At 71.9% G+C, this 22,665-nt stretch carries 25 protein-coding genes and 1 riboswitch; of the genes, 9 read left to right on the top strand and 16 right to left on the bottom strand.

All coding sequences use genetic code 11. The features are described from left to right. Window positions 1-13 precede the first annotated feature (13 nt). On the bottom strand, window positions 14-1,939 hold the full coding sequence (gene dxs / locus Ari01nite_RS04520) for a 1-deoxy-D-xylulose-5-phosphate synthase (RefSeq protein ID WP_203779628.1): 1,926 nt from the start codon (window positions 1,937-1,939) through the stop codon (window positions 14-16). A 126-nt stretch (window positions 1,940-2,065) separates the two neighbouring features. After that, a riboswitch (ZMP/ZTP riboswitch) is annotated at window positions 2,066-2,147 on the top strand. An 11-nt stretch (window positions 2,148-2,158) separates the two neighbouring features. Between dxs and Ari01nite_RS04525 the strand changes: the two genes are divergently transcribed. Further along, window positions 2,159-3,043 (top strand): bifunctional 5,10-methylenetetrahydrofolate dehydrogenase/5,10-methenyltetrahydrofolate cyclohydrolase, encoded by an 885-nt coding sequence (locus Ari01nite_RS04525; RefSeq protein WP_203779630.1) that lies wholly within the window; start codon window positions 2,159-2,161, stop codon window positions 3,041-3,043. On the opposite strand, the gene Ari01nite_RS04530 is transcribed toward Ari01nite_RS04525, so the two are convergent. Further along, the gene (locus Ari01nite_RS04530; protein WP_203779631.1) at window positions 3,032-4,318 is read right to left on the bottom strand and encodes a class I SAM-dependent RNA methyltransferase; all 1,287 of its coding nucleotides are present in this window, start codon (window positions 4,316-4,318) and stop codon (window positions 3,032-3,034) included. The two genes, Ari01nite_RS04525 and Ari01nite_RS04530, sit on opposite strands and share 12 nt — an antisense overlap. Next, window positions 4,315-6,357: an APC family permease gene (locus tag Ari01nite_RS04535; protein ID WP_203779633.1), complete on the bottom strand. Its 2,043-nt coding sequence runs from the start codon at window positions 6,355-6,357 to the stop codon at window positions 4,315-4,317. The genes Ari01nite_RS04530 and Ari01nite_RS04535 overlap by 4 nt, the downstream gene beginning before the upstream one ends. Before the next feature lie 104 nt (window positions 6,358-6,461). Between Ari01nite_RS04535 and Ari01nite_RS04540 the strand changes: the two genes are divergently transcribed. Both Ari01nite_RS04540 and Ari01nite_RS04545 read left to right on the top strand, forming a co-directional pair. Further along, the gene (locus tag Ari01nite_RS04540; protein WP_203779634.1) at window positions 6,462-7,127 is read left to right on the top strand and encodes a potassium channel family protein; all 666 of its coding nucleotides are present in this window, start codon (window positions 6,462-6,464) and stop codon (window positions 7,125-7,127) included. 2 nt (window positions 7,128-7,129) lie between these two features. After that, window positions 7,130-7,807: a potassium channel family protein gene (locus Ari01nite_RS04545; protein WP_203779636.1), complete on the top strand. Its 678-nt coding sequence runs from the start codon at window positions 7,130-7,132 to the stop codon at window positions 7,805-7,807. A gap of 13 nt (window positions 7,808-7,820) precedes the next feature. Here Ari01nite_RS04545 and Ari01nite_RS04550 read toward each other — a convergent pair whose 3' ends face one another. The 4 genes from Ari01nite_RS04550 to dut all read right to left on the bottom strand — a co-directional run bounded on the left by Ari01nite_RS04550 (window position 7,821) and on the right by dut (window position 10,258). Then, on the bottom strand, window positions 7,821-8,612 hold the full coding sequence (locus Ari01nite_RS04550; RefSeq protein WP_203779638.1) for a DUF3159 domain-containing protein: 792 nt from the start codon (window positions 8,610-8,612) through the stop codon (window positions 7,821-7,823). Then, on the bottom strand, window positions 8,609-8,986 hold the full coding sequence (locus Ari01nite_RS04555; protein WP_203779640.1) for an OB-fold nucleic acid binding domain-containing protein: 378 nt from the start codon (window positions 8,984-8,986) through the stop codon (window positions 8,609-8,611). The genes Ari01nite_RS04550 and Ari01nite_RS04555 overlap by 4 nt, the downstream gene beginning before the upstream one ends. Before the next feature lie 102 nt (window positions 8,987-9,088). Further along, window positions 9,089-9,784, bottom strand: a complete 696-nt coding sequence (locus tag Ari01nite_RS04560; RefSeq protein ID WP_203779641.1) for a DUF3710 domain-containing protein — start codon at window positions 9,782-9,784, stop codon at window positions 9,089-9,091. Window positions 9,785-9,799: 15 nt separating this feature from the next. Then, window positions 9,800-10,258: a dUTP diphosphatase gene (gene dut / locus Ari01nite_RS04565; RefSeq protein WP_203779643.1), complete on the bottom strand. Its 459-nt coding sequence runs from the start codon at window positions 10,256-10,258 to the stop codon at window positions 9,800-9,802. A gap of 108 nt (window positions 10,259-10,366) precedes the next feature. Between dut and Ari01nite_RS04570 the strand changes: the two genes are divergently transcribed. Further along, window positions 10,367-10,858, top strand: coding sequence for a DUF3093 domain-containing protein (locus tag Ari01nite_RS04570; protein ID WP_239162471.1), 492 nt, complete (start codon window positions 10,367-10,369; stop codon window positions 10,856-10,858). On the opposite strand, the gene Ari01nite_RS04575 is transcribed toward Ari01nite_RS04570, so the two are convergent. Next, complete coding sequence (locus Ari01nite_RS04575; protein WP_438872125.1) at window positions 10,855-11,694, bottom strand: hypothetical protein; 840 nt, start codon at window positions 11,692-11,694, stop codon at window positions 10,855-10,857. The genes Ari01nite_RS04570 and Ari01nite_RS04575 overlap by 4 nt on opposite strands. A gap of 137 nt (window positions 11,695-11,831) precedes the next feature. Beyond that, window positions 11,832-12,128: a DUF4193 domain-containing protein gene (locus Ari01nite_RS04580; protein WP_203779647.1), complete on the bottom strand. Its 297-nt coding sequence runs from the start codon at window positions 12,126-12,128 to the stop codon at window positions 11,832-11,834. A 336-nt stretch (window positions 12,129-12,464) separates the two neighbouring features. Here Ari01nite_RS04580 and Ari01nite_RS04585 point away from each other — a divergent pair, with 336 nt between their 5' ends. Continuing rightward, window positions 12,465-13,016 (top strand): LytR C-terminal domain-containing protein, encoded by a 552-nt coding sequence (locus tag Ari01nite_RS04585; RefSeq protein WP_203779649.1) that lies wholly within the window; start codon window positions 12,465-12,467, stop codon window positions 13,014-13,016. A 4-nt stretch (window positions 13,017-13,020) separates the two neighbouring features. On the opposite strand, the gene Ari01nite_RS04590 is transcribed toward Ari01nite_RS04585, so the two are convergent. Beyond that, window positions 13,021-13,833, bottom strand: a complete 813-nt coding sequence (locus Ari01nite_RS04590) for an inositol monophosphatase family protein (RefSeq protein ID WP_438872144.1) — start codon at window positions 13,831-13,833, stop codon at window positions 13,021-13,023. A 225-nt stretch (window positions 13,834-14,058) separates the two neighbouring features. On the opposite strand from Ari01nite_RS04590, the gene Ari01nite_RS04595 reads away from it, so the two are divergent. Beyond that, window positions 14,059-15,681 (top strand): RNA polymerase sigma factor, encoded by a 1,623-nt coding sequence (locus Ari01nite_RS04595; RefSeq protein WP_438872126.1) that lies wholly within the window; start codon window positions 14,059-14,061, stop codon window positions 15,679-15,681. Between the two features lie 299 nt (window positions 15,682-15,980). Next, entirely contained in the window at window positions 15,981-16,220 is a 240-nt protein-coding gene (locus Ari01nite_RS04600) for a DUF7455 domain-containing protein (RefSeq protein ID WP_203780300.1), read from the top strand. 95 nt (window positions 16,221-16,315) lie between these two features. Here the strand turns inward: Ari01nite_RS04600 and Ari01nite_RS04605 are convergent, their stop codons facing one another. Next, window positions 16,316-18,040: a DEAD/DEAH box helicase gene (locus Ari01nite_RS04605; RefSeq protein WP_203779651.1), complete on the bottom strand. Its 1,725-nt coding sequence runs from the start codon at window positions 18,038-18,040 to the stop codon at window positions 16,316-16,318. A gap of 110 nt (window positions 18,041-18,150) precedes the next feature. Next, window positions 18,151-18,369: a DUF3039 domain-containing protein gene (locus tag Ari01nite_RS04610; RefSeq protein WP_203779652.1), complete on the bottom strand. Its 219-nt coding sequence runs from the start codon at window positions 18,367-18,369 to the stop codon at window positions 18,151-18,153. A 147-nt stretch (window positions 18,370-18,516) separates the two neighbouring features. Here Ari01nite_RS04610 and Ari01nite_RS04615 point away from each other — a divergent pair, with 147 nt between their 5' ends. After that, complete coding sequence (locus Ari01nite_RS04615; protein ID WP_203779653.1) at window positions 18,517-19,467, top strand: pseudouridine-5'-phosphate glycosidase; 951 nt, start codon at window positions 18,517-18,519, stop codon at window positions 19,465-19,467. Continuing rightward, window positions 19,464-20,345, top strand: coding sequence for a carbohydrate kinase family protein (locus Ari01nite_RS04620; protein WP_203779654.1), 882 nt, complete (start codon window positions 19,464-19,466; stop codon window positions 20,343-20,345). Before Ari01nite_RS04615 ends, Ari01nite_RS04620 begins: the two co-directional genes overlap by 4 nt. A gap of 11 nt (window positions 20,346-20,356) precedes the next feature. Here Ari01nite_RS04620 and Ari01nite_RS04625 read toward each other — a convergent pair whose 3' ends face one another. The 4 genes from Ari01nite_RS04625 to Ari01nite_RS04640 are packed head-to-tail and all read right to left on the bottom strand — an operon-like array spanning window position 20,357 to window position 22,661. Then, a complete protein-coding gene (locus tag Ari01nite_RS04625) occupies window positions 20,357-20,788 on the bottom strand; it encodes a DUF3099 domain-containing protein (protein ID WP_438872127.1) in 432 nt (143 codons plus the stop codon). Window positions 20,789-20,817: 29 nt separating this feature from the next. After that, window positions 20,818-21,339, bottom strand: a complete 522-nt coding sequence (locus Ari01nite_RS04630; protein ID WP_239162473.1) for a GAF domain-containing protein — start codon at window positions 21,337-21,339, stop codon at window positions 20,818-20,820. Then, window positions 21,336-21,608: a hypothetical protein gene (locus Ari01nite_RS04635; RefSeq protein ID WP_203779656.1), complete on the bottom strand. Its 273-nt coding sequence runs from the start codon at window positions 21,606-21,608 to the stop codon at window positions 21,336-21,338. Before Ari01nite_RS04635 ends, Ari01nite_RS04630 begins: the two co-directional genes overlap by 4 nt. A 12-nt stretch (window positions 21,609-21,620) precedes the next feature. Then, a complete protein-coding gene (locus Ari01nite_RS04640; RefSeq protein WP_203779658.1) occupies window positions 21,621-22,661 on the bottom strand; it encodes a methyl-accepting chemotaxis protein in 1,041 nt (346 codons plus the stop codon). Window positions 22,662-22,665 lie beyond the last annotated feature (4 nt).

A 22,665-nucleotide genomic window follows, 5' to 3' on the forward strand; every position in this document is an offset into this window, starting at 1 on the left:
AGTTCGTGAGCCTTTATGGCACATACGCCTTTTTGGAGAGTGGTTCCTCCAGGCCGGACACCCACTCGGTGACCTCCCGCGCGATGTCCTGCGCGGTGAGCCCCAGCGCGGCCAGGATCTCGGCCCGGCTGCCGTGCGGATGGAACCCGGCCGGCACCCCGAAATCGCGCAGCGGCACCTCGACCCCGGCGTCCCGCAGCGCCGCGGCCACCGCATCGCCCACGCCGCCGGCGCGTACGCCGTCCTCGACCGTGACCACCAGGCGGTGCTGGCCGGCCAGCCCGGTCAGCTCGATCGGCACCGGGCGCACCCAGCGCGGGTCGACCACGGTCACCCCGTAGCCCTGCTCGGCCAGCCGGTCGGCCACCTCGAGGCCGAGCTTGCCGAACGAGCCCACCGCGACCAGCAGCACGTCCTTGCGGTCGTCCTCGCGCAGCACGTCGACCTGGCCGACCCGGCGCAACGCCGGCAGGTCACCCGGTACGGCGCCGGTCGGGAAGCGCAGCACGGTCGGCCCGTCGTCGACCGCGATCGCCTCGCGCAGTTCCTCGCGCAGCGTGGCGGCGTCCCGCGGGGCGGCGATGCGCAGGCCCGGCACCACGCCGAACACGCTCATGTCCCAGATGCCGTAGTGGCTCGGCCCGTCCGGCCCGGTGATGCCGGCCCGGTCCAGCACGAAGGTGACCGGCAGCTCGTGCATCGCGACGTCGAGCAGCACCTGGTCGAACGCCCGGTTGAGGAACGTGGCGTAGACCGCGACCACCGGGTGCAGGCCGCCCATCGCGAGGCCGGCCGCGCTGGTCGCCGCGTGCTGCTCGGCGATACCCACGTCGAAGACCCGCTCCGGGTACTTGCGGGCCAGCTTGGCGATGCCGGTCGGCTCGGCCATCGCGGCGGTGAGGCCCACCACATCCGGCCGCTCGTCGGCGATCTGCACCAGTTCGTCGGCGAAGACCGCGGTCCACTTCAGGGCCGGCGCGGCCAGCAGCTTGCCGGTCTCGACGTCGAACGCGCTGCTCGGGCCGTGCAGGCAGTCGGCCTCGTCCTCCTCGGCGGGCCGGTAGCCGTAACCCTTGCGGGTCACCGCGTGCACGATCACCGGCGCGTTGAAGCCCTTGGCCCGGCGCAGCGCCGACTCCATGGCCTGCACGTCGTGGCCGTCGATCGGGCCCAGGTATTTCAGGCCCAGGTCCTCGAACATCGGCTGCGGGCTGACCGCGTCCTTGATGCCCTTCTTGACCGCGTGCAGCACCTCGTAGACCGGCTTGCCCACCACGGGCGTCGAGCCGAGCGCGTCCTTGACCAGGTCGAGCACCCGCTCGTAGCCCGGGTTGAGGCGCAGCGTGGTGAGGTGGTCGGCGAGGCCGCCGATGGTCGGCGCGTACGAGCGGCCGTTGTCGTTGACCACGATGACCAGCCGGTTGCGGGTGGCCGCGATGTTGTTGAGCGCCTCCCAGCACATGCCGCCGGTGAGCGCGCCGTCGCCGACCACGGCCACCACGTGCCGCTCCTCGCCGCGCAGCGCGAACGCCTTGGCCATGCCGTCGGCGTAGGACAGCGCGGTGGAGGCGTGCGAGTTCTCGATGAAGTCGTGCTCGCTCTCGGCCCGGCTCGGGTAGCCGGTCAGGCCGCCGCGCTGGCGCAGCAGGTCGAAGCCGTCCTGCCGGCCGGTGACGATCTTGTGCACGTACGCCTGGTGTCCGGTGTCGAACAGCAGCCGGTCGCGCGGCGAGTCGAACACCCGGTGCAGGGCCAGGGTGGTCTCGACGACGCCCAGGTTGGGTCCGAGATGCCCGCCGGTGCGGGACACCTTGGCCACCAGGAAGTCACGGATCTCGGCGGCCAGCAGGGTCAGCTGCTCGGCGGACAGCCGCTTGAGGTCACCGGGGGAGGTCACGCTCGCCAGCAGTCCGGCCGAGCCGGGGAGGGCATCGCTCATGGGCCGCAAGTCTATCGGCGCGCGGCGCGTACGCATCTGGCGCGAACGGTCACAGCCGGGTCCTACACACAACCTGCACATCACCCGACCCGGGGACGGGCGTGATGTGCCGCACATGGCAAGCTGGATGCCGAACGCGACTGGCGGCACAGGGATGGGTCAACCATCGGGGAGCCTGTCACGGGAGTCGACCGCCTGGGCCCCGTGCGGAGGAGCCTCATGCCCAACGAGACGCCCACCGCCGGCACCGCCCGCCTGCTGCCCGGCAAACCCGTCGCCGAGGCCGTGCTGGCCGACGTCCGCGCCCGCGCCGCCAAGCTGGTCGAGGGCGGCGTCCGGCCCAGCCTCGCCACCCTGCTGGTCGGCGACGACGACGCCAGCGCCGGATACATCCGGATCAAGCAGCAGCAGGCCGCCGAGCTGGGCTTCGCCTCGCCGCACCGGCATCTGCCGGCGAGCACCACGCAGGCCGAACTGCTGGCCACCATCGCCGAGTTCAACGACGACCCGGCCGTGCACGGCGTCCTGATCCAGTACCCGATCCCCGGCCACCTCGACTACGACGCGGCACTGCAGACGCTCGACCCGGACAAGGACGTCGACGGCATGCACCCGCTGAACATGGGCCGGCTCGCGGTCGGCCTGCCCGGCCCGCTGCCCTGCACGCCGGCCGGCATCGAGGCGCTGCTGGCCCACCACGAGATCCCGGTCGCCGGCCGCGAGGTGGTCATCCTGGGTCGCGGCGCCACGCTGGGCCGCCCGCTGGCCATGCTGCTGGCGCAGAAGCGGCCGACCGCCAACGCGGCCGTCACGGTGGTGCACACCGGCGTGCCGGACTGGGACCGCTACACCCGGCGCGCCGACATCCTGGTGGCCGCGGCCGGTGTGCCCGGCATCGTCCGGCCCGAGCACGTACGGCCGGGTGCCGTGGTGATCGGCGCCGGGGTCCGGTACGAGGGCCGCCGCCTGCTGCCGGACGTCGACGAGGCGTGCGCCGAGGTGGCCGGCGCCATCACCCCGCGGGTCGGCGGCGTCGGCCCGACCACGGTCGCGATGCTGTTCCGCAACGTGATCGAGGCCGCCGAGCGGGCGTCAGCGCGTTAGCAGCGCCACGCATTCGACGTGCTGGGTCATCGGGAAGCAGTCGTACGCCCGCAGGTCGCGCAGCTCCCAGCCCAGTGAGCGGAAGGTGGCCAGGTCCCGGGCCAGCGCGGCCGGGTCGCAGGCCACATAGGCCACGGCACGCGGGCCGGCGGCAGCGATCCCACGGACCACGCGGGCGCCGGCGCCGGCTCGCGGCGGGTCGAGCACCACGAGGTCGACCGGACCGGCCAGGTCACCGCGGTCCGGGCGGCGCCGGCTCAGGGCGACCTCGACCCGTGCCTCGACCACCTCGACCGCGGGCAGGTCGGCGAGGTTGGCCCGGGCCGCGGCGGCGCCGGTCGGCGACGACTCGACCACGGTGGTGCGGGCGCCGGTCCGAACGGCTACCGCCGCCGCGAACAGCCCGGCCCCGCCGTACAGGTCCCAGCACGTCTCACCCTCGGCGGGGCGGAGCAGTTCCAGCACGGTCGAGGTGAGCGTCTCGGCGGCGGCCGGGTGCACCTGCCAGAAATTCTCCGGGGCCAGGTGCCAGCGCCGCCCGGCGGCGACCTCGGCCACCTCGTGCGGCCCAGCCAGCCGGACCCGCCCGCCCGCGACGGTGTCGGCCGGGTCGTCGGTGGGCAGCGCGCCGGCGCCGGCCGGACGGGCCAGCACGGCGACGTCGCCGCCGGTCGAGGCGACCACCTCCACGGCGTCCGCGTCCGGCCAGTCCCGGGCCAGCAGGTCGAGCTCCTGGACGGCCGGGTGCGCGATCCGGCAGCGGTCGACCGGCACCACCTGGTGCGACCGGTGCTGGAGCAGCCCGGCCCGGCCGGTGGCGTCCACCGCGTACCGCACCCGGCTGCGCCACCCGAGCAGCTCGCCCGGGGGCAGGGCCTCCACCCGTACCGGGAAATTGATCTTGGCGAGACGCTCCAGCTGCTCCGCAACCACCGCGGTCTTCCAGCGCAGCTGGGCCTCGGCCGAGGCGTGCTGCAGGTCACAGCCGCCACACCCACCCGGATGGGCGTACGGGCAGGGCGGCGTCACCCGGTCCGGCGCGGCCTCGTGGATCTCCACGGCGTCGGCTCGCAGGTAGGCCTTGTGACGCTCGGTGATCTCGGCGGTGACCCGCTCGCCGGGCAGCGCGTGCCGGACGAAGAAGACCCGGCCGTCCAGCCGGGCCACGCAGTGCCCGCCATGCGCGGGCGCACCCACGGTGAGCTCGACGCGGTCGCCCTCGACCAGGTCGAGCGCGGGATCGGCAGAAGCGGGGTCGGCGGAGAACTTCGTCACGTGCGGGTGTCCTCGGATTCGGAGGGGATGTCGTCGCCGGAGCGGGTCCGGGGGCCGCGGGCCGGCGCCCGGATCAGGCCCCGGTCCAGGCGGTCCAGGTCGCGGTCCTGGCTGGAGCGCAACTGCCACGGCACGCTGGTCACCATCACGCCCGGCTCGAACAACAGCCGGCCCTTGATCCGCAGCGCGCTCTGGTTGTGCAGCAGATTCTCCCACCAGCGGCCGACCACGTACTCGGGCACGAACACCGACACCACGTCCCGCGGCGAACTGCGGCGCATGCCCTTCACGAAGTCGATGATCGGGCGGCTGATCTCCCGGTACGGCGAGTCGACCACGGTGAGCGGAACCGGAATCTGCCGGCGCTCCCACTCCTCCTGGATCTGCCGGGTGTCCTTGTCGTCCACGTTCACGGTGACCGCGGTGAGCGAGTCCGGGCGGGTGGCCTGCGCGTACGCCACCGCACGCAGGGTGGGCAGGTGCACCTTGCTGACCAGCACCACGGCGTGGTTGCGGCTGGGCAGCACCGGGCGCTCGTCGGTGGGCGCCAGCTCGGCCGCCACCCGGGTGTAGTGCTTGTGGATGCCCAGCATGGTCACGTAGATGACCACCATGGCGGCGATCGCGATCCAGGCGCCGTGGGTGAACTTGGTGATCAGCACCACGATCAGCACGGCGCCGGTCAGGCCCATCCCGAACGCGTTGATCGCCCGGGACCGGACCATCCGGCGGCGCCGTTCCGGGTCGCGCTGGATCCGCAGCAGCCGGTTCCAGTGCCGGATCATCCCGGCCTGGGACAGCGTGAACGACACGAACACGCCCACGATGTAGAGCTGGATCAGCCGGGTGGTCTCCGCCTGGAACGCCACCACCAGCACCGACGCGGCCACCGCGAGAAAGACGATGCCGTTCGAGAAGGCCAGCCGGTCGCCGCGGGTGTGCAGCTGGCGGGGCAGGTAGCGGTCCTGGGCCAGGATCGAGCCGAGCACCGGGAAGCCGTTGAACGCGGTGTTGGCGGCCAGGAACAGGATCAGGGCGGTGACCGCGCCGACCACGTACAGCATGATCGATCCGGAGCCGAAGACCGTCTCGCCGAGCTGGGTGGTGACCGTCTTCTGCTCGTAGCCGGGCGGGCCGGACACGATCTGGGTGAGCGGGTCCTCGACGTACTGGAGATGGGTGGCCTTCGCCAGCAGGACGATGCCGATCAGCATGAAGATCGCGATCCCGCCGAGCAGCATCAGCGTGGTGGCGGCGTTGCGGCTCTTGGGCGGCTTGAACGCGGGTACGCCGTTCGAGATGGCCTCGACACCGGTGAGCGCCGCGCAGCCCGACGAGAACGTCCGCAACAGCAGATAGGCGAACGCGAGGCTGCTCAGGTGCCCGTGCTCGGCGACGATCTGCAGGTCGGCGCTGGGCGCCCGGAGGTCGTGGCCGAGGGCGTACTCGCGGAACAGCCCGGTGCCGACCATGCCCACGATCACGACGACGAACAGGTAGGTCGGAACGGCGAACGCGGTGCCGGACTCCCGCATGCCGCGCAGGTTGAGCGCGGTGAGCAGGGCGATGGCGCCGATCGCGAAGGGGACCTTGTGGGTGTCGACGAACGGGATGACCGAGCCGAGGTTGTTGACGCCGGCCGCGGTCGACACGGCGACCGTGAGGATGTAGTCGACCAGCAGCGCGCTGGCCACCCCGAGCCCCGCCCGGGGACCGAGGTTGACCGTGGCCACCTCGTAGTCGCCGCCGCCGGACGGGTAGGCGTGCACGGTCTGCCGGTAGCTGGCCACCACCGTGATCATCACCACGGCCACGGCCAGCGCGACCCAGGGCGAGTACAGGTACGCGGTCGCGCCGGCGATCGAGAGGGTCAGCAGGATCTCGTCCGGCGCGTACGCGACGCTCGACAGCGCGTCGCTGGCGAACACCGGCAGCGCGATCCGCTTGGGCAGCAGCGTGTGCTGCAGCTTGTCGGAGCGGAACGGCCGGCCGAGCAGCAACCGCTTGGCGAGGGAGGTGGGTCTTGCCACGAGTGCCAAGCGTACGGGCGGGAGGTTGACCGCGTATGCCGCCCCGGGCGCCGTTCGTCGCGGGCTCGTGACACCCTCTCTCAGGTGAGGACCGACCGGGGAGGGTGCGTACCGTGCACATCGTGATCATGGGGTGTGGCCGCCTCGGTTCCACGCTCGCGCACAACCTCGACGGCCGGGGTCACTCGGTCGCGGTCATCGACCAGAACTCGGACGCCTTCCGCCGGCTCGGCGCCGACTTCAACGGCACCACGGTGACCGGCATCGGCTTCGACCGGGACGTGCTGCGGACCGCCGGCATCGAGCGGGCCGACGCGTTCGCGGCCGTCTCCAGCGGCGACAACTCCAACATCATCTCGGCCCGGCTGGCCCGCGAGACGTTCGGCGTTTCCCGGGTGGTGGCCCGCATCTACGACGCCCGCCGGGCCCAGGTCTACGAGCGGCTCGGCATCCCCACGGTGGCTACCATCCGGTGGGCCGCCGACCGGATGGTCCGGCACCTGGTGCCGGAGGGCCGGGTCGAGGTGTTCCGCGACCCGACCAGCGTCATCTCCATCGTCGAGGTGCCGCTGCACCGGGACTGGGTGGGCCGCACCGTCAAGACGCTCGAGGAGCAGAGCGGCGCCCGGGTGGCCTACCTGATGCGCTTCGGCATGGGCACGCTGGGCACCCCGTCCACCGTGCTGCAGGACGGCGACCAAGTCTTCATGCTGGTCACCGACGAGACGGTGCAGGCCGTCCTGGACATCGGCTCGCTGGCTCACAAGGAGGGACGCTGATCATGCGGATCGCCATCGCCGGGGCCGGCAACGTGGGCCGGTCGATCGCCCAGGAACTGATCGGTAACGGCCACCGGGTCATGCTGATCGAGCGCCAGCCCCGCCAGTTGCAGCCCGACCGGGTGCCCGAGGCCGAGTGGGTGCTGGCCGACGCCTGCGAGCTGAGCAGCCTTGAGGAGGCCGACGTGGCCGGCTGCGACGTGGTGGTGGCCGCCACCGGCGACGACAAGGCCAACCTGGTGGTCTCGCTGCTGGCCAAGACCGAGTTCGCGGTGCCCCGGGTGGTGGCCAGGGTCAACCGGGCGGAGAACGAGTGGCTGTTCACCGAGCAGTGGGGCGTGGACGTCTCGGTCAGCAAGCCGCGCCTGATGGCCGCCCTGGTCGAGGAGGCGGTCACGGTCGGCGACCTGGTCCGGCTCATGACCTTCCGGCAGGGCGAGGCCAACCTGGTCGAGATCACCCTGCCCAAGGAGGCCCCCTACGAGGGCAAACCGGTGCGCAACGTGCCGCTGCCCCGGGATGCGGCGCTGGTGGCGATCCTGCGCGGCAAGCGGGTGCTGGTGCCGACCCCGGACGACACGCTGGAGTCCGGCGACGAGCTGATCTTCGTCTGCATCGCCGAGGTGGAGGACCAGATCCGGGCCGTGGTGCTCGGCAGCGAGAGCCGCGAGCTGGGCTAGGGCCTGGGCTGGGCTAGGCCGCCGGGGCCGCCTCGGCCTCGTCGACGTCTTCCTTCTGTGCCGAGGTCACCCGGTGGATGGCCCAGGCGGTGAACGCGAACGTGGCGGCGTAGATCGGCCAGCTGATCAGGATGCGCACGATGCCGAGCGCGTTCGCCTCGCCGAGCGCCCACAGGTAGTACTGGATGCCGGCCCGCAGGCTGAGCGACGCGACCCAGAGCAGGGTGAGCCACTGGAAGGTGCGGAACAGCCGGGCGTTGTCGTGCCAGTCCTGGTGGCCCTTGTTGGCCATGATCCCCCACGCGTACCCGATCAGGGGTTTGCGCACCACCACGGAGAGCAGCAGCACCGCGGCCTGGCCGAAGGTCAGCAGGATGCCGGGCAGGTAGAAGTCCTCGGCGTTGCCGGTGCGCCAGGCCAGGAACGCGCCCACCGCGATGCCGAACAGGCCGTTGACCGCGTGCCGCACCGGCTGCCGGCGGGCCAGCCGGAACGCACCGATGGCCAGCGCCGAGAACACCGCCCCGCCGATCGCCCAGTACAGCGCGGTGCGCTTGTCGAGGCCGATGACCGACTCGCCGAGCAGGACGTTGAACAGCACGAACGCCAGCACCGGGAGGCTGGACTCGACGAGCCCGCGGACGCCGCCCAACTGCTCGGCGATCTGCTCGCTCATCGACGGGAAGGGTTCGTCGTCGTCCTCGCGCTCGGCAACCGGGTGGAGGTCGAGCTCCTCGACGACCTCCTCGGCGAGCCGCTCCTCCACGGTTTCGTGCGCGGCGTGACGCGGCTCGCTGCCACTCACCGGGGCGCCTCCAGCTCGTAGTACGGGTTGTAGATCACCTTACGGTCGTCCCGGATCGCGATCCGGCCACGCGCGGTGAGCTGCCGGCCCGGTTCGATGCCGGCGATGGAGCGGCGGCCCAGGAACACGAGGGTCACCACGTCGCTGCCGTCGTAGAGGTCGGCCTCCAGCGTCGGCAGGTTGGTCCGAGGAGTGTACGCCACCGTGCGCAGCCGGCCCGACACCGAGACGACCTGACCGCGGTGACACTCACCGGCCGGCACGGCGCCGCACTCGGCGCTCTCCCGCTGGAGTTCGCGCGCGTCGAGCTCGGAGTCGGTTGCGGTCAGCCGGTCGAGGAATTTGCGCAGGCCGGTGCGCTCATCGGTCGTCATGACCTCTCCTCACGCCCGCCGGGGATGGACGGCACAGTGTGGGCATGTGCCGTCCCTACACGGTACGCCGGAACGGCCACCGGTGACCTCCGTCACCGGCGGCTAAATGGGTGCGCGGCCGTTGGCGCCGGGCTGGGCCGGGCCGTCGTGCTCGTGCTCGCCCTCCTGCGCCTGCTCGGTCATCTCCTTGGGCAGCCGCAGCGGCAGCGCTTCGCGGACCGGCCGGGCCTCGTCGTCGCGGACCACCACGAGACCGGACAGCACCACGCCGAGCGCGCCCTCGCGGTTCCGGTCGGCCGCGGCCGCGCCCTGAAAGAGTGCCCGGACCATCCAGCGCGGCCCGTCCACCCCGACGAACCGCACGTCGGCCGGCCCGTCCGGGGTGTTGACCCGGGCGGTCAGCTCGACGCCGTACGGGCCCTGGATCTCACGCGGCGTGACCCCGTCGGCGGTCATCGCCCCGGCGATCTCCTCGCGGACCTCGTTCCAGATGCCCTCGCTGCGCGGCGCCGCGAACACGCCGAGTTGCAGCGCGCTCTCGCCGTCGACCAGCACGATCTGCTCGACGCCGCCGTCCGGGTTGGCCTGCACCCGGACCTCGACGCCCTCGACCGCGGGGATCTGGAGGCTGCCGAGGTCGAGCCGCTGCACGCCCTCGGGAGCGTGCTTGACGTCCCACGGGCCCTGCTCGGGCACCGGAGGCTCGCCGTCGGCCGCGAGGCTGTTGGCGAGGGCCTCGGACGGTGGTGCGTCGGCCGCACGAACGTGCTTGGGACCGCCGCGCTTGCGGGAGAACATCACTGCCACCTTCCGTTAGATTTCCAGCGCCTGGTGGCCACCGGTCGACCCGTGCCCGCCGGCGCCGCGTGCCGTGTCGTCGAGCGAGTCGACCACCTCGAACGCCGCCCGCTCGACCCGCTGCACGACCAGCTGGGCGATGCGGTCCCCGCGGGAGATCTTGACGGTGTTCGCCGGGTCGTGATTGACGAGGATCACCATGATTTCGCCGCGGTAGCCGGCGTCGACCGTACCGGGCGCGTTGAGGACCGTCACACCGAGGCGTGCCGCGAGTCCGGAGCGTGGATGCACCAGGCCCACGTAGCCCTCCGGGATCGCCACCGCGATGCCGGTGCGGACCTTGGCCCGGTGACCGGGGGCCAGCTCGACCTCCTCGGCGGCGACCAGGTCGGCGCCGGCGTCACCGGGATGCGCGTACTCGGGCAGCGGCAGGTCGGGGTCCAGCCGGCGGATCGGGATCACAACGTCGGTCAAGGCTGAGCGTCCTTCATGCTGAGGGTTCTTCGATCGAGCGGGGAGGGCGAGCACTCACCCTGCCATCCTGCCGTGCCCGGCCATGGAGGCGCGCCGTACCCTTCCAGGGTGACACCGCAGTCCCCCGCACGCACCGCCGCGCCGGCCGCCTATCTCGAACGGCTCCGGCTGTCCTGGTGGGGCTGGCTGGGCGGCGTGCTGCTCGCCCTGATCCTGGGCTTCGAGGTGCTGCTCGCGTTCAACGGCGTGCCGGCCTGGCTGGTGCTGCTGGTCCTGGCCCCGCTCACGGTGGCCGCCCTGCTCTGGATCGGGCGGATCCGGGTGGCGGTGACCGCCGCGGAGTTCCAGGTCGACGACGCCCGGCTGCCGGTCACCGTGGTCGCCGACGTGATCGCGCTCGACGCCGACGGCAAACGGGAGGCGCTCGGCGTGGGCGCACACCCGCTCGCCTTCGTGATCCAGCGGCCGTGGATCGGCCCGGCCGTGCAGGTCCTGCTGGACGACCCGGCCGACCCCACCCCGTACTGGGTGGTCAGCACCCGGCGCCCGGTCGAGCTGGCCACCGCCCTGCTCGCGGCCCGCGACGCCCAGCGCCCCTAGGGCCTGTCCTGGGCCGACTCGATGACCTTGGCCGGGTTACGGCGGAGGTCCTTGGTCAGCTGCTCGCCGAGGGCGCGGGTGGCCCGCCGGTTGAGATAACCGGCCACCGCGGCACCGGTCAGCATCGGGCCCAGCGTGCTCAGACTGCGGCCGAACCGGCGCAGCAGGCTCCTCTGCAGGTCGCGGCGGGCGGCCGTACCCAGCACGGTGGCCACGCCGACGCCGGGCAGCAGCGGGTTGATGCCGCGCTGCTGCGACCAGGCCTGCAACAGCCAGATGGCCCGGTGGGCCGGGGCGCCGGACACCGGGCGGCCGTACACCTCGTGCAACTCGCCGACCAGCTTGAGCTCGATCGCGACCACGGCCACGGTCTCGGCGGCCAGCAGCACCGGCATGGAGAGCAGGCTGGGCGTGGCGACCCACTCGACCGCGGCCACCCCGCCGCCCACCGCACCGATCCCGGCGGTGCTGCGCGCGGCGTTGCGGATCAGGCGCTCGGCCAGGTCGTCGTCGGTCAGGCCCGGGAAGTGCCGGTGCAGCGTGGCCCGGTCGCGGACCGGCACGTGCGGCGAAACCTCGGTGACCACGTCGGCCATCCAGCGCAACGCCGCCTTGGGCCGGAACAGCTGGCCGAGCCCGCGCCGGCGGATGTCGCCGACCAGGCGGCCGAGCAGCTCACGGCGGCTGGCCGGCTCGAGGTTGTCGGAGGTCAGCTCGGCCACGGTGCGGCCCAGCCCGGCGTCGGCCGGCTCGACCTCTGCGCCCGGCCCGATGTCTGTGGCGCGGTCCGGGTCTGTGGCGCGGTCCGGGTCGGTGGTGCGGTCCGGGTGGCTCACCCTCGTCCTCCCGTCGTGCTTCGCATCGGCTGCATGTGTCATGCCCCGTCTCCGGCCCTCTCCAAACTAGGGACCGGCTGCACGCCCGACCGCCACGCTGCGGCCGGGTAGGTTGACGCGCTGCGCGCGGGTGGCCGTCAGGCACACTCGCGGCAGATCAGGTCCCCGTTCCGCTCCACGGCCAGCTGGCTGCGGTGGTGTACGAGGAAGCAGCGGGCGCAACGGAACTCGTCGGACTGCATCGGCAGCACCTTGACGGTCAGTTCCTCGTCGGCCAGGTCGGCGCCGGGCAGCTCGAAGCTCTCCGCCACCTCGACCTCGTCGACGTCCACTGAGCCCGACTGCGAGTCGGCGCGACGGGCCTTGAGCTCCTCGAGGCTGTCCTCGCCGAGGTCGACCTCATCGCGACGCGGGGCGTCGTAGTCGGTGGCCATCGGTTTTCACTCTCCTGTATCGATGTGTCACTTGGCGTTAGTAACGCCGGTGACGAGGTTTCGGTTCCCGGTTCTGCTAGACGATTTCCGACACTGAAACTGCCCCGGCGAGCGCGGAACCTTACCGCCGTGGCGGCAGGCTTGTACGCGTACTGGCGGCCCATTGTTCCCGATGTGACCGAGGCGACATCAAGGTAGGGGCACAAGTGTCTGGATCATCGTCGCCGCGCCGGAACGATTCCCTGTTTCAGCATGCTTGGCGGACAGACGCTAACCTCTCGACAGGTCCCGTTCGCCACCGGCGGGTCACCCCCACCCGATCCTGGAGCCAGCCCCATGAGTTTTGCGCGCGTCCGAGCGCTCGTCGTCGTCGGCGTGCTGGCCGTGGCCGCGATGGTGTTCGTGATCACCGCCCTGGTGCAGGACACCCAGGGTGGCGCGGTAAACGGTGAGGACTGCCCGGCCGGCGCCCCTCTGGCCGACGTTACTCTTCCCGACGATCCGGCCGAGGTCACCATCAAGGTGTACAACGGCACCAATACCGCCGGGCTGGCGGAGGGCGTGACCAACGAATTCAAGAACCGCCGGTTCACCGTGCAGAAGCCGGGCGAGAGCAAGACGAAGTTCAAGGGCGTCGCCGAGATCCGGTACGGCCCGGACGCCGTCGGCAAGGCCCAGTTGCTCCGGGCGTACTTCCTGGCCCAGTCGAAGATGGCATACAACCCCAAGCGCAAGGGCGCGCTCATCGACATCATCATCGGCAGCCAGTTCCGGCAGCTCGCCACCACCACCGAGGTCAACCAGTCGCTGGTCGAGGTCGGCGAGCCGACCCTGCCGCCGGGCGCCTGCCTCAAGCCGGCCAAGAAGGACGCCGACGCGGCCTCGTAGGGGCTCAGGCGCCGCCGGCCGCGTCCAGCCCGGCCAGCACGGCGTGCAGGGCCGGAAACAGCCCGGCCGGCGCGGCCACCACCAGGTCGGCACCCGCCGGCGCACCGTGCAGGCCGGCCACCGTGGCGCCGGCCTCGGCCGCGATCAGGCCGCCGGCCGCGTGGTCCCACGGGTTGAGCCCCTTCTCGTAGAACGCGTCCAGCGCGCCCTCGGCGACCGAGCAGAGGTCGAGCGCGGCCGAGCCGAACCGCCGGATGTCACGCACCTGGGTGATCAGGCCGGCCAGCACGGCGCCCTGGTGGGCCCGGCGCTCGGCCCGGTATGCGAAGCCGGTGCCGACCAGCGCCTCGGCCAGTTCGGTCTGGCCCGAGCACCGCAGCCGCCGGCCGTCCCGCCAGGCGCCGCCGCCTCGGGTCGCGGTCCACTCCTCGCCGGTGGCCGCGTTGATCACCACGCCGGCCAGCACCGCGCCGTCCACCTCGGCGGCCAGCGAGACCGCGTACTGCGGCAGCCCGTACAGGTAGTTGACCGTGCCGTCGATCGGGTCGAGGACCCAGCGCACCGCGCCCGGCTCCGGCATGGCGGAGTCGCCGTACTCCTCGCCGAACACGCCGTCGCCCGGCCGCGCCGCGCGCAGCGCCTCGACCACCTGCCGCTCGACCGCGCGGTCCGCCTCGGTCACCACGTCGGTGCGGGTGCTCTTGGTCTCGACGTCGGTGATCGCCTCCGCCCGCATGCGGCGCGCCGTCCCGGCCGCGGCGCGCGCGACCGGCACCGCGACAGCCAGCAACTCGTCGACCGTCGATCCGGTCCGAATCTGGTTCACGTGTCCGCCCTTTCCGCCGTTACCATCATCCCGCCGAGGTTCTCCGGTGAGGTCGGCGACCCCCTGCGGCGTGCTGCGGCGGGAGGATCTCGCTGGACGGCGCTACAATTCACCCCTGCCCACCGCTTCGCGGACATCAGATCCACCGATCGTCCGCGTCCCGGGGGTCCCCACACCACACCGGCCAGCCTCCTCGCCGTGCGCTGCGCTGGGCTCATGGCCGCACACAACCTCATCGCCTCCGGAAGGTCATTCGTGACAGAAGCCCACCAGAACGGTGCCGACGTTCGTTCCCTCACCGAGGCCCTGATCGCCCATGCGCAGGGCGCGGGCGGGCAGCTCACGTCGGCCGAGGTCGCGCGGACCCTGGAGTCCGCCGAGGTGAACTCGGCCCAGGCCAAGAAGATTCTGCGTGGCCTCGTGGACGCCGGAATCACCGTGGTCGTCGACGGCTCGGCGAGCACCCGCCGCAAGGTGGCCGCGGCTCGCGCCGTGACCCCCGCTTCCAAGGCCACCACCGCCAAGGCCACCCCGGCCGCCAAGAAGGCGGCGCCCAAGCAGCCCGCCGCCGGTGCGCCCGCCGCGCCCGCGGCTGCGGCCGCCGAGGCAACGCCGGGGACCGCAGCCGCCAAAAAGGCCGCACCCGCCAGAAAGGCCGCCGCCAAGGCCGCACCCGCCGCCAAGAAGGCGTCTCCGGCCAAGGCTGCCGCCCCCGGCGAGGAGGCTCCCGAGGACGGCGAGGAGATCGACCCCGAGCAACTGGCCGCCGAGATCGAGGACGTCGTCGTCGAGGAACCGGCCGCCATGGTCGAGGCCGCCACGGCCGACGCCGCCAGTTCGGCCACCGACGGCGACTTCGAGTGGGACGACGAGGAGTCCGAGGCGCTCAAGCAGGCCCGCCGGGACGCCGAGCTGACCGCCTCGGCCGACTCCGTCCGCGCCTACCTCAAGCAGATCGGCAAGGTCCCCCTGCTCAATGCCGAGCAGGAGGTCGAACTCGCCAAGCGGATCGAGGCCGGCCTGTACGCGGCCGAGCGCCTGCGCGCCTGCGAGGAGGGCGAGGAAAAGCTCGAACGCACCATGGAGCGTGACCTGCGCTGGATCGGCCGGGACGGCGAGCGGGCCAAGAACCACCTGCTCGAGGCCAACCTGCGACTGGTGGTCTCGCTGGCCAAGCGGTACACCGGCCGCGGCATGGCCTTCCTCGACCTGATCCAGGAAGGCAACCTCGGCCTCATCCGCGCGGTGGAAAAGTTCGACTACACCAAGGGCTACAAATTCTCCACGTACGCCACCTGGTGGATCCGCCAGGCCATCACCCGCGCCATGGCCGACCAGGCCCGCACCATCCGCATACCGGTGCACATGGTCGAAGTGATCAACAAGCTCGGCCGCATCCAGCGCGAGCTGCTCCAGGACCTGGGCCGTGAGCCCACCCCGGAGGAGCTGGCCAAGGAGATGGACATCACCCCGGAGAAGGTCCTCGAGATCCAGCAGTACGCCCGGGAGCCGATCTCGCTCGACCAGACCATCGGCGACGAGGGTGACAGCCAGCTGGGTGACTTCATCGAGGACTCGGAGGCGGTCGTCGCGGTCGACGCGGTATCCTTCTCGCTGCTCCAGGACCAGCTCCAGCAGGTGCTGCAGACCCTCTCCGAGCGCGAGGCCGGCGTCGTCCGTCTGCGTTTCGGCCTGACCGACGGCCAGCCGCGTACGCTGGACGAGATCGGCCAGGTGTACGGGGTCACCCGCGAGCGGATCCGGCAGATCGAGTCCAAGACGATGTCCAAGCTGCGGCACCCGTCGCGCTCCCAGGTCCTGCGCGACTACCTGGACTAGGGACAGGCCGGGCTAAGACAGGCCGGGCCAAGACAGGCTGGCCTGAGACAGGAACTGGACATTCGGTCAACACAACGTGCCCGTTTGATCACCACCCGTACATCGTCGGGTGGTGGTCGGGCCGTGGTGCAGAAGTGATCGTTGACGTGGCACCCTTGTTTCACGGCACACTAGCCGGAACACGTGTGACCTCGGTCCCGCCGGGGCACCGTGGGAAGGCTGCAACGGTGCAGGGTGTTGCACGATGTGAGCAGTAGCCGAGGAACATGTTCATCGGTGACGAACAGAGGAGGAAGGCGATGACCCCGACCCTCACGCCGCCGGCGGGAAGCGTGGCCGGCCCAGCAGCCGATGAACGGTGCGACCGCTGCAATGCAGCCGGAAAGCTCCGTTTGACCCTGGCTGGTGGAGGTGAGCTGGTGTTCTGCGGACACCACGCCAACCGGTACGCCGAAGACCTGGTAAAGATCGCGGTTCAGTATGCGGCGGACCCGGACTTCAGCTGGCGCGGCGCGGACATGATGTCTAACTCCAACTAGATTCTCCCCAGATCCCCCGGTGAAGACGTGATAGGAAGGGCGCCCGGTGTGGGGCGCCCTTCTTCACATCTCACCGCCGGTCACCCGTCCGGGTGTCACAGCGTCTGTATGGTGGCGATCCGCTCCTCGAGCTGCTCGATCGTGGCCTGGGCGCTGGGCGGGCCGCCGCAGAGCCGGCGCAACTCGGCATGGATCTTGCCGTGCGGCAGGTTGGTGCGGTGGTGGTGCGCGGCCACCAGCGTGTTGAGCTGGCGCCGCAGGCTGTTACGCCGCTCCCCCGCGCTCATCGGCACCGGGACGGGGTCGCGCTGGGCCGGCACCGGTTCGGCCGTCCTGCGCCGTTTCTGGGCCGCCAGCTGGTCCTCCTGGCGCTTGTTCAGCATGACCACCACCTGGTCGGGGGTGAGCAGCCCGGGGATGCCGAGGTACTCCTCCTCCTCGGGCGTGCCGGTGCGGGCGCCGGTGCCGAACGACGTGCCGTCGTAGATCACCTGGTCGAGCTCGGCGGTGGCGGACAGCGCCTCGAACCGCTTCTCCAGGTCGCCCTCGGCGTCCTCCGCCCGCTGCGCGCGTTCCAGCAGGTCGTCGTCGAGGCCGTCCTTCTCCTTGGGCGCGCCGAGGATGTGGTCGCGCTGCGCTTCCATCTCGGTGGCCAGCCCGAGGAGGTGCGGCACGCTCGGCAGGAACACGGTGGCGGTCTCGCCGGTGCGCCGGGCCCGCACGAAGCGGCCGATCGCCTGGGCGAAGTAGAGCGGGGTGGAGGCGCTGGTCGCGTACACGCCGACGGCCAGCCGCGGGATGTCCACGCCCTCGGAGACCATCCGCACGGCGACCATCCAGCGCTGCTCGGAGGCGGCGAAAGTGGCGATCCGGCCGGAGGCGCCCTCGTCGTCGGAGAGGACCACCACGGCGGGCTCTCCGGCGACCTCGTGCAGGAGTTTCGCATACGCCCGGGCGGTCTGCTGGTCGCTCGCGATCACCAGGCCGCCGGCGTCGGTCATGCCGTGCTCGCGCAGCCGGGACAGCCGGGCGTCGGCGGCCCGCAGCACCTGCGGCATCCAGTCGCCGCGGTGGTCGAGCGCGGTGCGCCAGGCCTGGGCGACCAGGTCCTTGGTCATCGGCTCGCCGAGCTTGGCGGCCAGCTCGTCGCCGGCGCTGGTGCGCCACCGGGTCTCGCCCGAGTAGGCCATGAACAGCACCGGCCGCACGACGCCGTCACGGAGCGCGTCCGCGTAGCCGTACGTGGAGTCGGAGCGGGACTTCTGCAGGCCGTCCTGGCCCCGCTCGTACGTCACGAACGGGATCGGGTTGTCGTCGGAGCGGAACGGCGTGCCGGTGAGCATGAGGCGGCGTACGGCGGGCTCGAAGGCGGCCTTGACCCCGTCACCCCAGCTGCGCGAGTCGCCGGCGTGGTGGATCTCGTCGAGGATCACGAACGTGCGGCGGGTCATGGTGCGCCGCCGGTGCACGGCCGGGGCCATGCCGACCTGGGCATACGTGAGCACGGCGCCGTGGAAGTCGCGGGATGAGTGCACGTCGGCGTTGCGGAACGCGTGGTCGAGCTGGATGCCGACCCGGGCCGCGGCGGACGCCCACTGGGTCTTGAGGTGCTCGGTGGGACACACCACGGTGACCGCCTCGACCGTGCCGTCGGCGAGCAGTTCGGCCGCGATCCGCAGGGCGAACGTGGTCTTGCCGGCGCCCGGAGTGGCCACCGCCATGAAGTCCTCGCTGCGCCGCCGCAGGTATTCCACCAGGGCTCTGCGCTGCCAGGCACGAAGCGACGGGAAGGTATCCAGGTCCGGCAGGGGCGGGCTCAAAACTCGGATGATCCCTTCACTGGCCACAGGTGAAACGTCCACCACACGAAAGCGCCTCCGTCACCGGAGGCGCCAACCAGCATAGCCAGTTCCGTCAGCCCCGGGCCGCGCTAGTGGGACATCGCCTCGTAGATCTCCTTGCACTGCGGGCAGACCGGGGAGCCGGGCTTGGGCGTCTTGGTCACCGGGAATTTCTCGCCGCACAGCGCGACCACGAAGGTGCCCATGACGGCACTCTCGGCGATCTTCTCTTTACGCACGTAGTGGAACATCTCCGGTCCGGTATCGGCGTCCTTGGTCTCCGGACGCTCGAGAATCTGCGTGCTCACGGCATCTGCCCTTCGGTTTACGGGGTCATCCCGCCGGCGCCCCCAAGCGCGGCTGGACGGTATGCATGCTCCAACCAGCAAGTCTGACACCTCACGCCGGAGCGGTCCAACGGCGGCTCGAGCGCACCGCGCCGTACCGTGAGAGTCGTGACTGACTTCGCTATTCGCTACGGCGAGCACGTGACCCGTGCCCGCCGGGACGGCCGCCCGGTGGTCGCGCTGGAGAGCACGATCATCTCGCACGGTCTGCCGCACCCCGACAACCTGCGGGTAGCCCGGGAGATCGAGCAGACCGTCCGCGACAACGGCGCCGTGCCGGCCACCATCGGCATGATCGGCGGCGAGCTCATGGTGGGCCTCGACGACGGTCAGATCGAGCACCTGGCGCTGGCCGACGGGGTGGCCAAGCTGAGCGTGCGCGATCTCGCGGTGGCCGCCGCCCGGCGCGCCGACGGTGCCACCACGGTCGCCGCCACCAGCGCGGTCGCGGCCGCCGCCGAGATCGGCGTGTTCGCCACCGGCGGCCTGGGCGGCGTGCACCGGGAGGCCAACGTCACCTTCGACGAGTCGGCCGACCTCACCACGCTGGCGCACACCCCGGTCGTCGTGGTCTGCGCCGGCGTCAAGTCGATCCTGGACGTGGGCGCCACGCTGGAGCGACTGGAGACCCTGGGGGTCGCGGTGGCCGGCTACCGCACCCGGCGCTTTCCCGGCTTCTTCGTCACCGACGGCGGCTTCGACCTGGACTGGGAACTCGACTCGCCGGCCCAGGTGGCCGACGTGATCCGGGCCCGGGCCGACCACGGCGTCGGGGCCGGCGCGCTGATCCTGGCCAACCCGCTGCCGCTCGACGAGCAACTCGACCCGGCGGTGCACGACCGCACCCTGGGCGAGGGCCTCGCGCTGCTGGCCCGCGGCAAGATCACCGGCAAGGCGGTCACGCCGTTCCTGCTGGCCCACTTCCACGAGACCACCCAGGGGCAGAGCCTCGCGGTGAACGTCCGGATCATCCTGCGCAACGCGGCGCTGGCGGCGCAGATCGCGGTGGCGTCGGCGAGCCCCGCCGCGGTTCCGCTGGGCTTCTCCGTACCCGCGTGATCGTCGTCGGCGACCTGGTCACCGACGTGCTGGTGACGCACGACCGGCCGATCGCGTTCGGGTCGGACACGGCCGCCGCGATCACGGTGTCCGGCGGCGGCCAGGCCGCGAACACGGCCGCCTGGCTGGTCCGGGCCGGTCGTCCGGTCACGCTGGTGGCCGCGGTGGGCGACGACGTGGCCGGCCAGGAGCGGGTGGCCGAACTGGCCGCGGCCGGGGTGCGCTGCGCGGTGCGGGCCCATCCGGGCGCGGTGACCGGCAGCGTGGTGGTGCTGGCCGGCCCCGCCGAGCGCACGATGATCACCGACCGGGGTGCGTCCGCGCTGCTCGATCCGGCGGACGTGGTGGCCGCGATCGCCGCGAGCCAGGCGCAGCACCTGCATCTTTCCGGCTACCCGCTGCTGCACGAGGGGTCCCGGCGGGCCGGCCTCGCGGCCCTGTCGGCCGCGGCCGAGCACGGCCTCACCACGAGCGTCGACGCGGCCTCGGCGGCGCCGTTGCGCTCAGTGGGTGCGGAGGCTTTCCTGGCGTGGGTACGCGGGGCGGACCTGCTACTGGCGAACGCCGACGAGGCCGAGGTGCTGGCCGGTCCGGGCCTGGCGGCCGAGCAGGCGGCCCGGCTCACCGGTCACGTGGCCAACGCGGTGGTGAAGCGGGGCGCGGCCGGAGCGGTCTGGCGGGAAATGAGCGGAAAGTCCTGGTCGGTGCCGGGCGCCAGCGTGCCCGTCGAGGACACGACCGGCGCCGGCGACGCCTTCGCGGCCGGCCTGCTCGCGGCCTGGTGCGGTGGCGCCGGCCCGGTCGAGGCGCTCACCGCCGGCGCCGCTCTGGGCGCCGAGGCCATCACCAGAATCGGCGGCCGTCCCAGCCCAGGCTGACGCTGCGGCGGTCAGCGCGGTTTGCGGTCCGGTTCGGGCTCGGCCGGTGCCCAGCGCTCGCCGTCGTCCGTCGGCTCGACGTCGATGGTCAGGTATTCCACCTGCTCGGCGGAGTGTTGGGTGAGCACCGGCCGGGCGCGCTCCTGCTCGGCGGCCGCGGCGGCGCGTTCGGCCTTGGATCGGGCCGGGCGGTCGTTGGCGATCAGCACGGCGGCCCAGGGCAGCAGGACCATGCCGGCCGCGCAAAGGGCCAGCCAGAGGCCCAGCAGCGGTGGCCGGACACTGATCAGGATGGCGCCGGCGATCAGGCAGGCGGCCCGCAGACCCATCATCGACACGTACCGGAGCTGCCGGCTGCGGAACTGTTCGTCCTGGCTGCGGGCGGCATCGGTGATCAGGATCGGCTGCTTTTTCACGACGGGGTTCTCCGATCGACCCCCCATACTTGCACCGGCATCGGCCGGCTGCCCACCTACCCCTCGGCGTACTGCTCCAGCCGCGCCACGGTCTCGGTGGCCATCTGGGCCAGAAAGTCGACCTCGGCGGCCACGAACGGGCGGGGCCGGACGTCCAGCCCGCAGATGCCGCCCAGCACCTGACCGGTGCGCGAGATCAGCGGCGCGCCCGCGTACGCCCGCACCCCGCCGACCGCGACCAGCGGGTTGTCCCGGAACACCGGGTCGGTGCTGAGGTCCTCGACGACGCGCGGCTGCCGGTCGGTGACCAGCGGCTGGCAGAACGCCCACTCCAGCGGGGTGCCGCCGGCCTCGGCGATGAAGTCCGGGATCGGGCCGCGGCCGGCCAGGAACAGCTGGGCATCGTTGAGCAGCACGTCGATCACCACGAACGGGGTGTCCAGGTGGTCGGCCACGCTGTCCACGATGTCGCGCAGATAACCGCGTTCGGCCTCCCGGTCCAGGCCGAGCCGGGCCAGGTCGACCAGCCGGTCCACCCGCCGGATCGCCGGAAGGTAGTCGGTCACCGATGCGATCACGACGCCACCGTCCGGCTCAGCGCCTCGTACGTGATCACCCGGACCTTGGTCGAGCGGCCGGCCACCCGCATGAGGTCACCCATGGTCATCATGTGCTCGGCCATCCGGCGCAGGTCGGCGCTGTCGGTGACGGGCCGGTTCAGGCCGAGCTCACGGGCCGACAGGTCCCAGAGGCCCTCGGCCATCCGCCTGCCGACGAGTTCGGCGAGCGCGCTGAGTGACTCGTCCTCGGTGGGGCGGGCCTGCACGTACTCGTTGCTCGGAGTCATCACGTCTCCCGGTCAGAAGAGTTCGATCGTCGGCGTGGCGTCGGCCTCGGCCTGGTCGCCGGTGCTCACCGCGTGGGTGGCCCGCTGCCGGCCCATCACGTGCTTGGCCCGCAGATCCTCGATCCGGATGGCGCGGTCCCGCACCTGCTCGGCGGGCATCTCGCCGTCCGCGTACGCGATCACGTCCTCGGTCTGGCGGCGCACGTCTCCCACCGCCTCCGCCACGTGCTCGAGCATCTGCCGGCTGATGTCCTGGAACTGCACGTGACCCACCGCACCGGTGGTTTCGGACGTCAGCGCCGCCGAGCTCGCCTCCACCTGCCGGGCCGCCTGCATGGTGTCCTGCAGGATGCCGGACACCATCTCGGACATCTCCCGCTGCGCGTTCGCGACGCCCGCGAGACGCCGGGTCATCGCGGTGTCGATGGTCGGCTCGGCCTGGCCGTTGTCCTTGTCGAACTGGCTGTCGTCGGAGAGCGCCGCGTCCAGCCGGGTGGTCAGGTCGGCGATGTTGCTGCCGATGTCGGTGGCCGCCCGGCGGGATCGGTCGGCCAGCTTACGCACCTCGTCGGCGACCACCGAGAAGCCCTCACCGGCGTCGCCGGCCCGGACCGCCTCGATCATCGCGTTCAGCGCGAGGATGTTGGTGGCCCGGCTGACCTCCTCGATCTGCTTCACGTGCTGCTTGAGCCCGCGCATCTCCTCGACCAGCCGGTGGATCTGCTCGTCGCGGTACAGGAAATACCGGATCAGCCGGTCCACCAGCTGGTCGTTGGCGCCGGTCACCCGGCCCAGCTCGGTCTGGGTGCGGCCGAGGGTGCCGGCCAGCGAGGCGACGTCGCCGGACATCACCTCGGCCAGCGCGTCGACCTTGATCAGCTGCTGGACGATGGACTCGGCCGCCTCGCCGGTCTGCTCGATGACGTCGGTGAGGTGCGCGTCCACCACCTCGCAGAACGACGACACCGGGCGCAGCGCCTCGGCGACCACGTCAGCCTCGACCTGCCGCTCGCCCGGGGCGATCGGCTCGGACCGGCGGAGCAGGCTGGGCATGGAC

Source organism: Paractinoplanes rishiriensis (assembly GCF_016862375.1).
In the GTDB taxonomy this organism is placed as follows: domain Bacteria; phylum Actinomycetota; class Actinomycetes; order Mycobacteriales; family Micromonosporaceae; genus Actinoplanes; species Actinoplanes rishiriensis.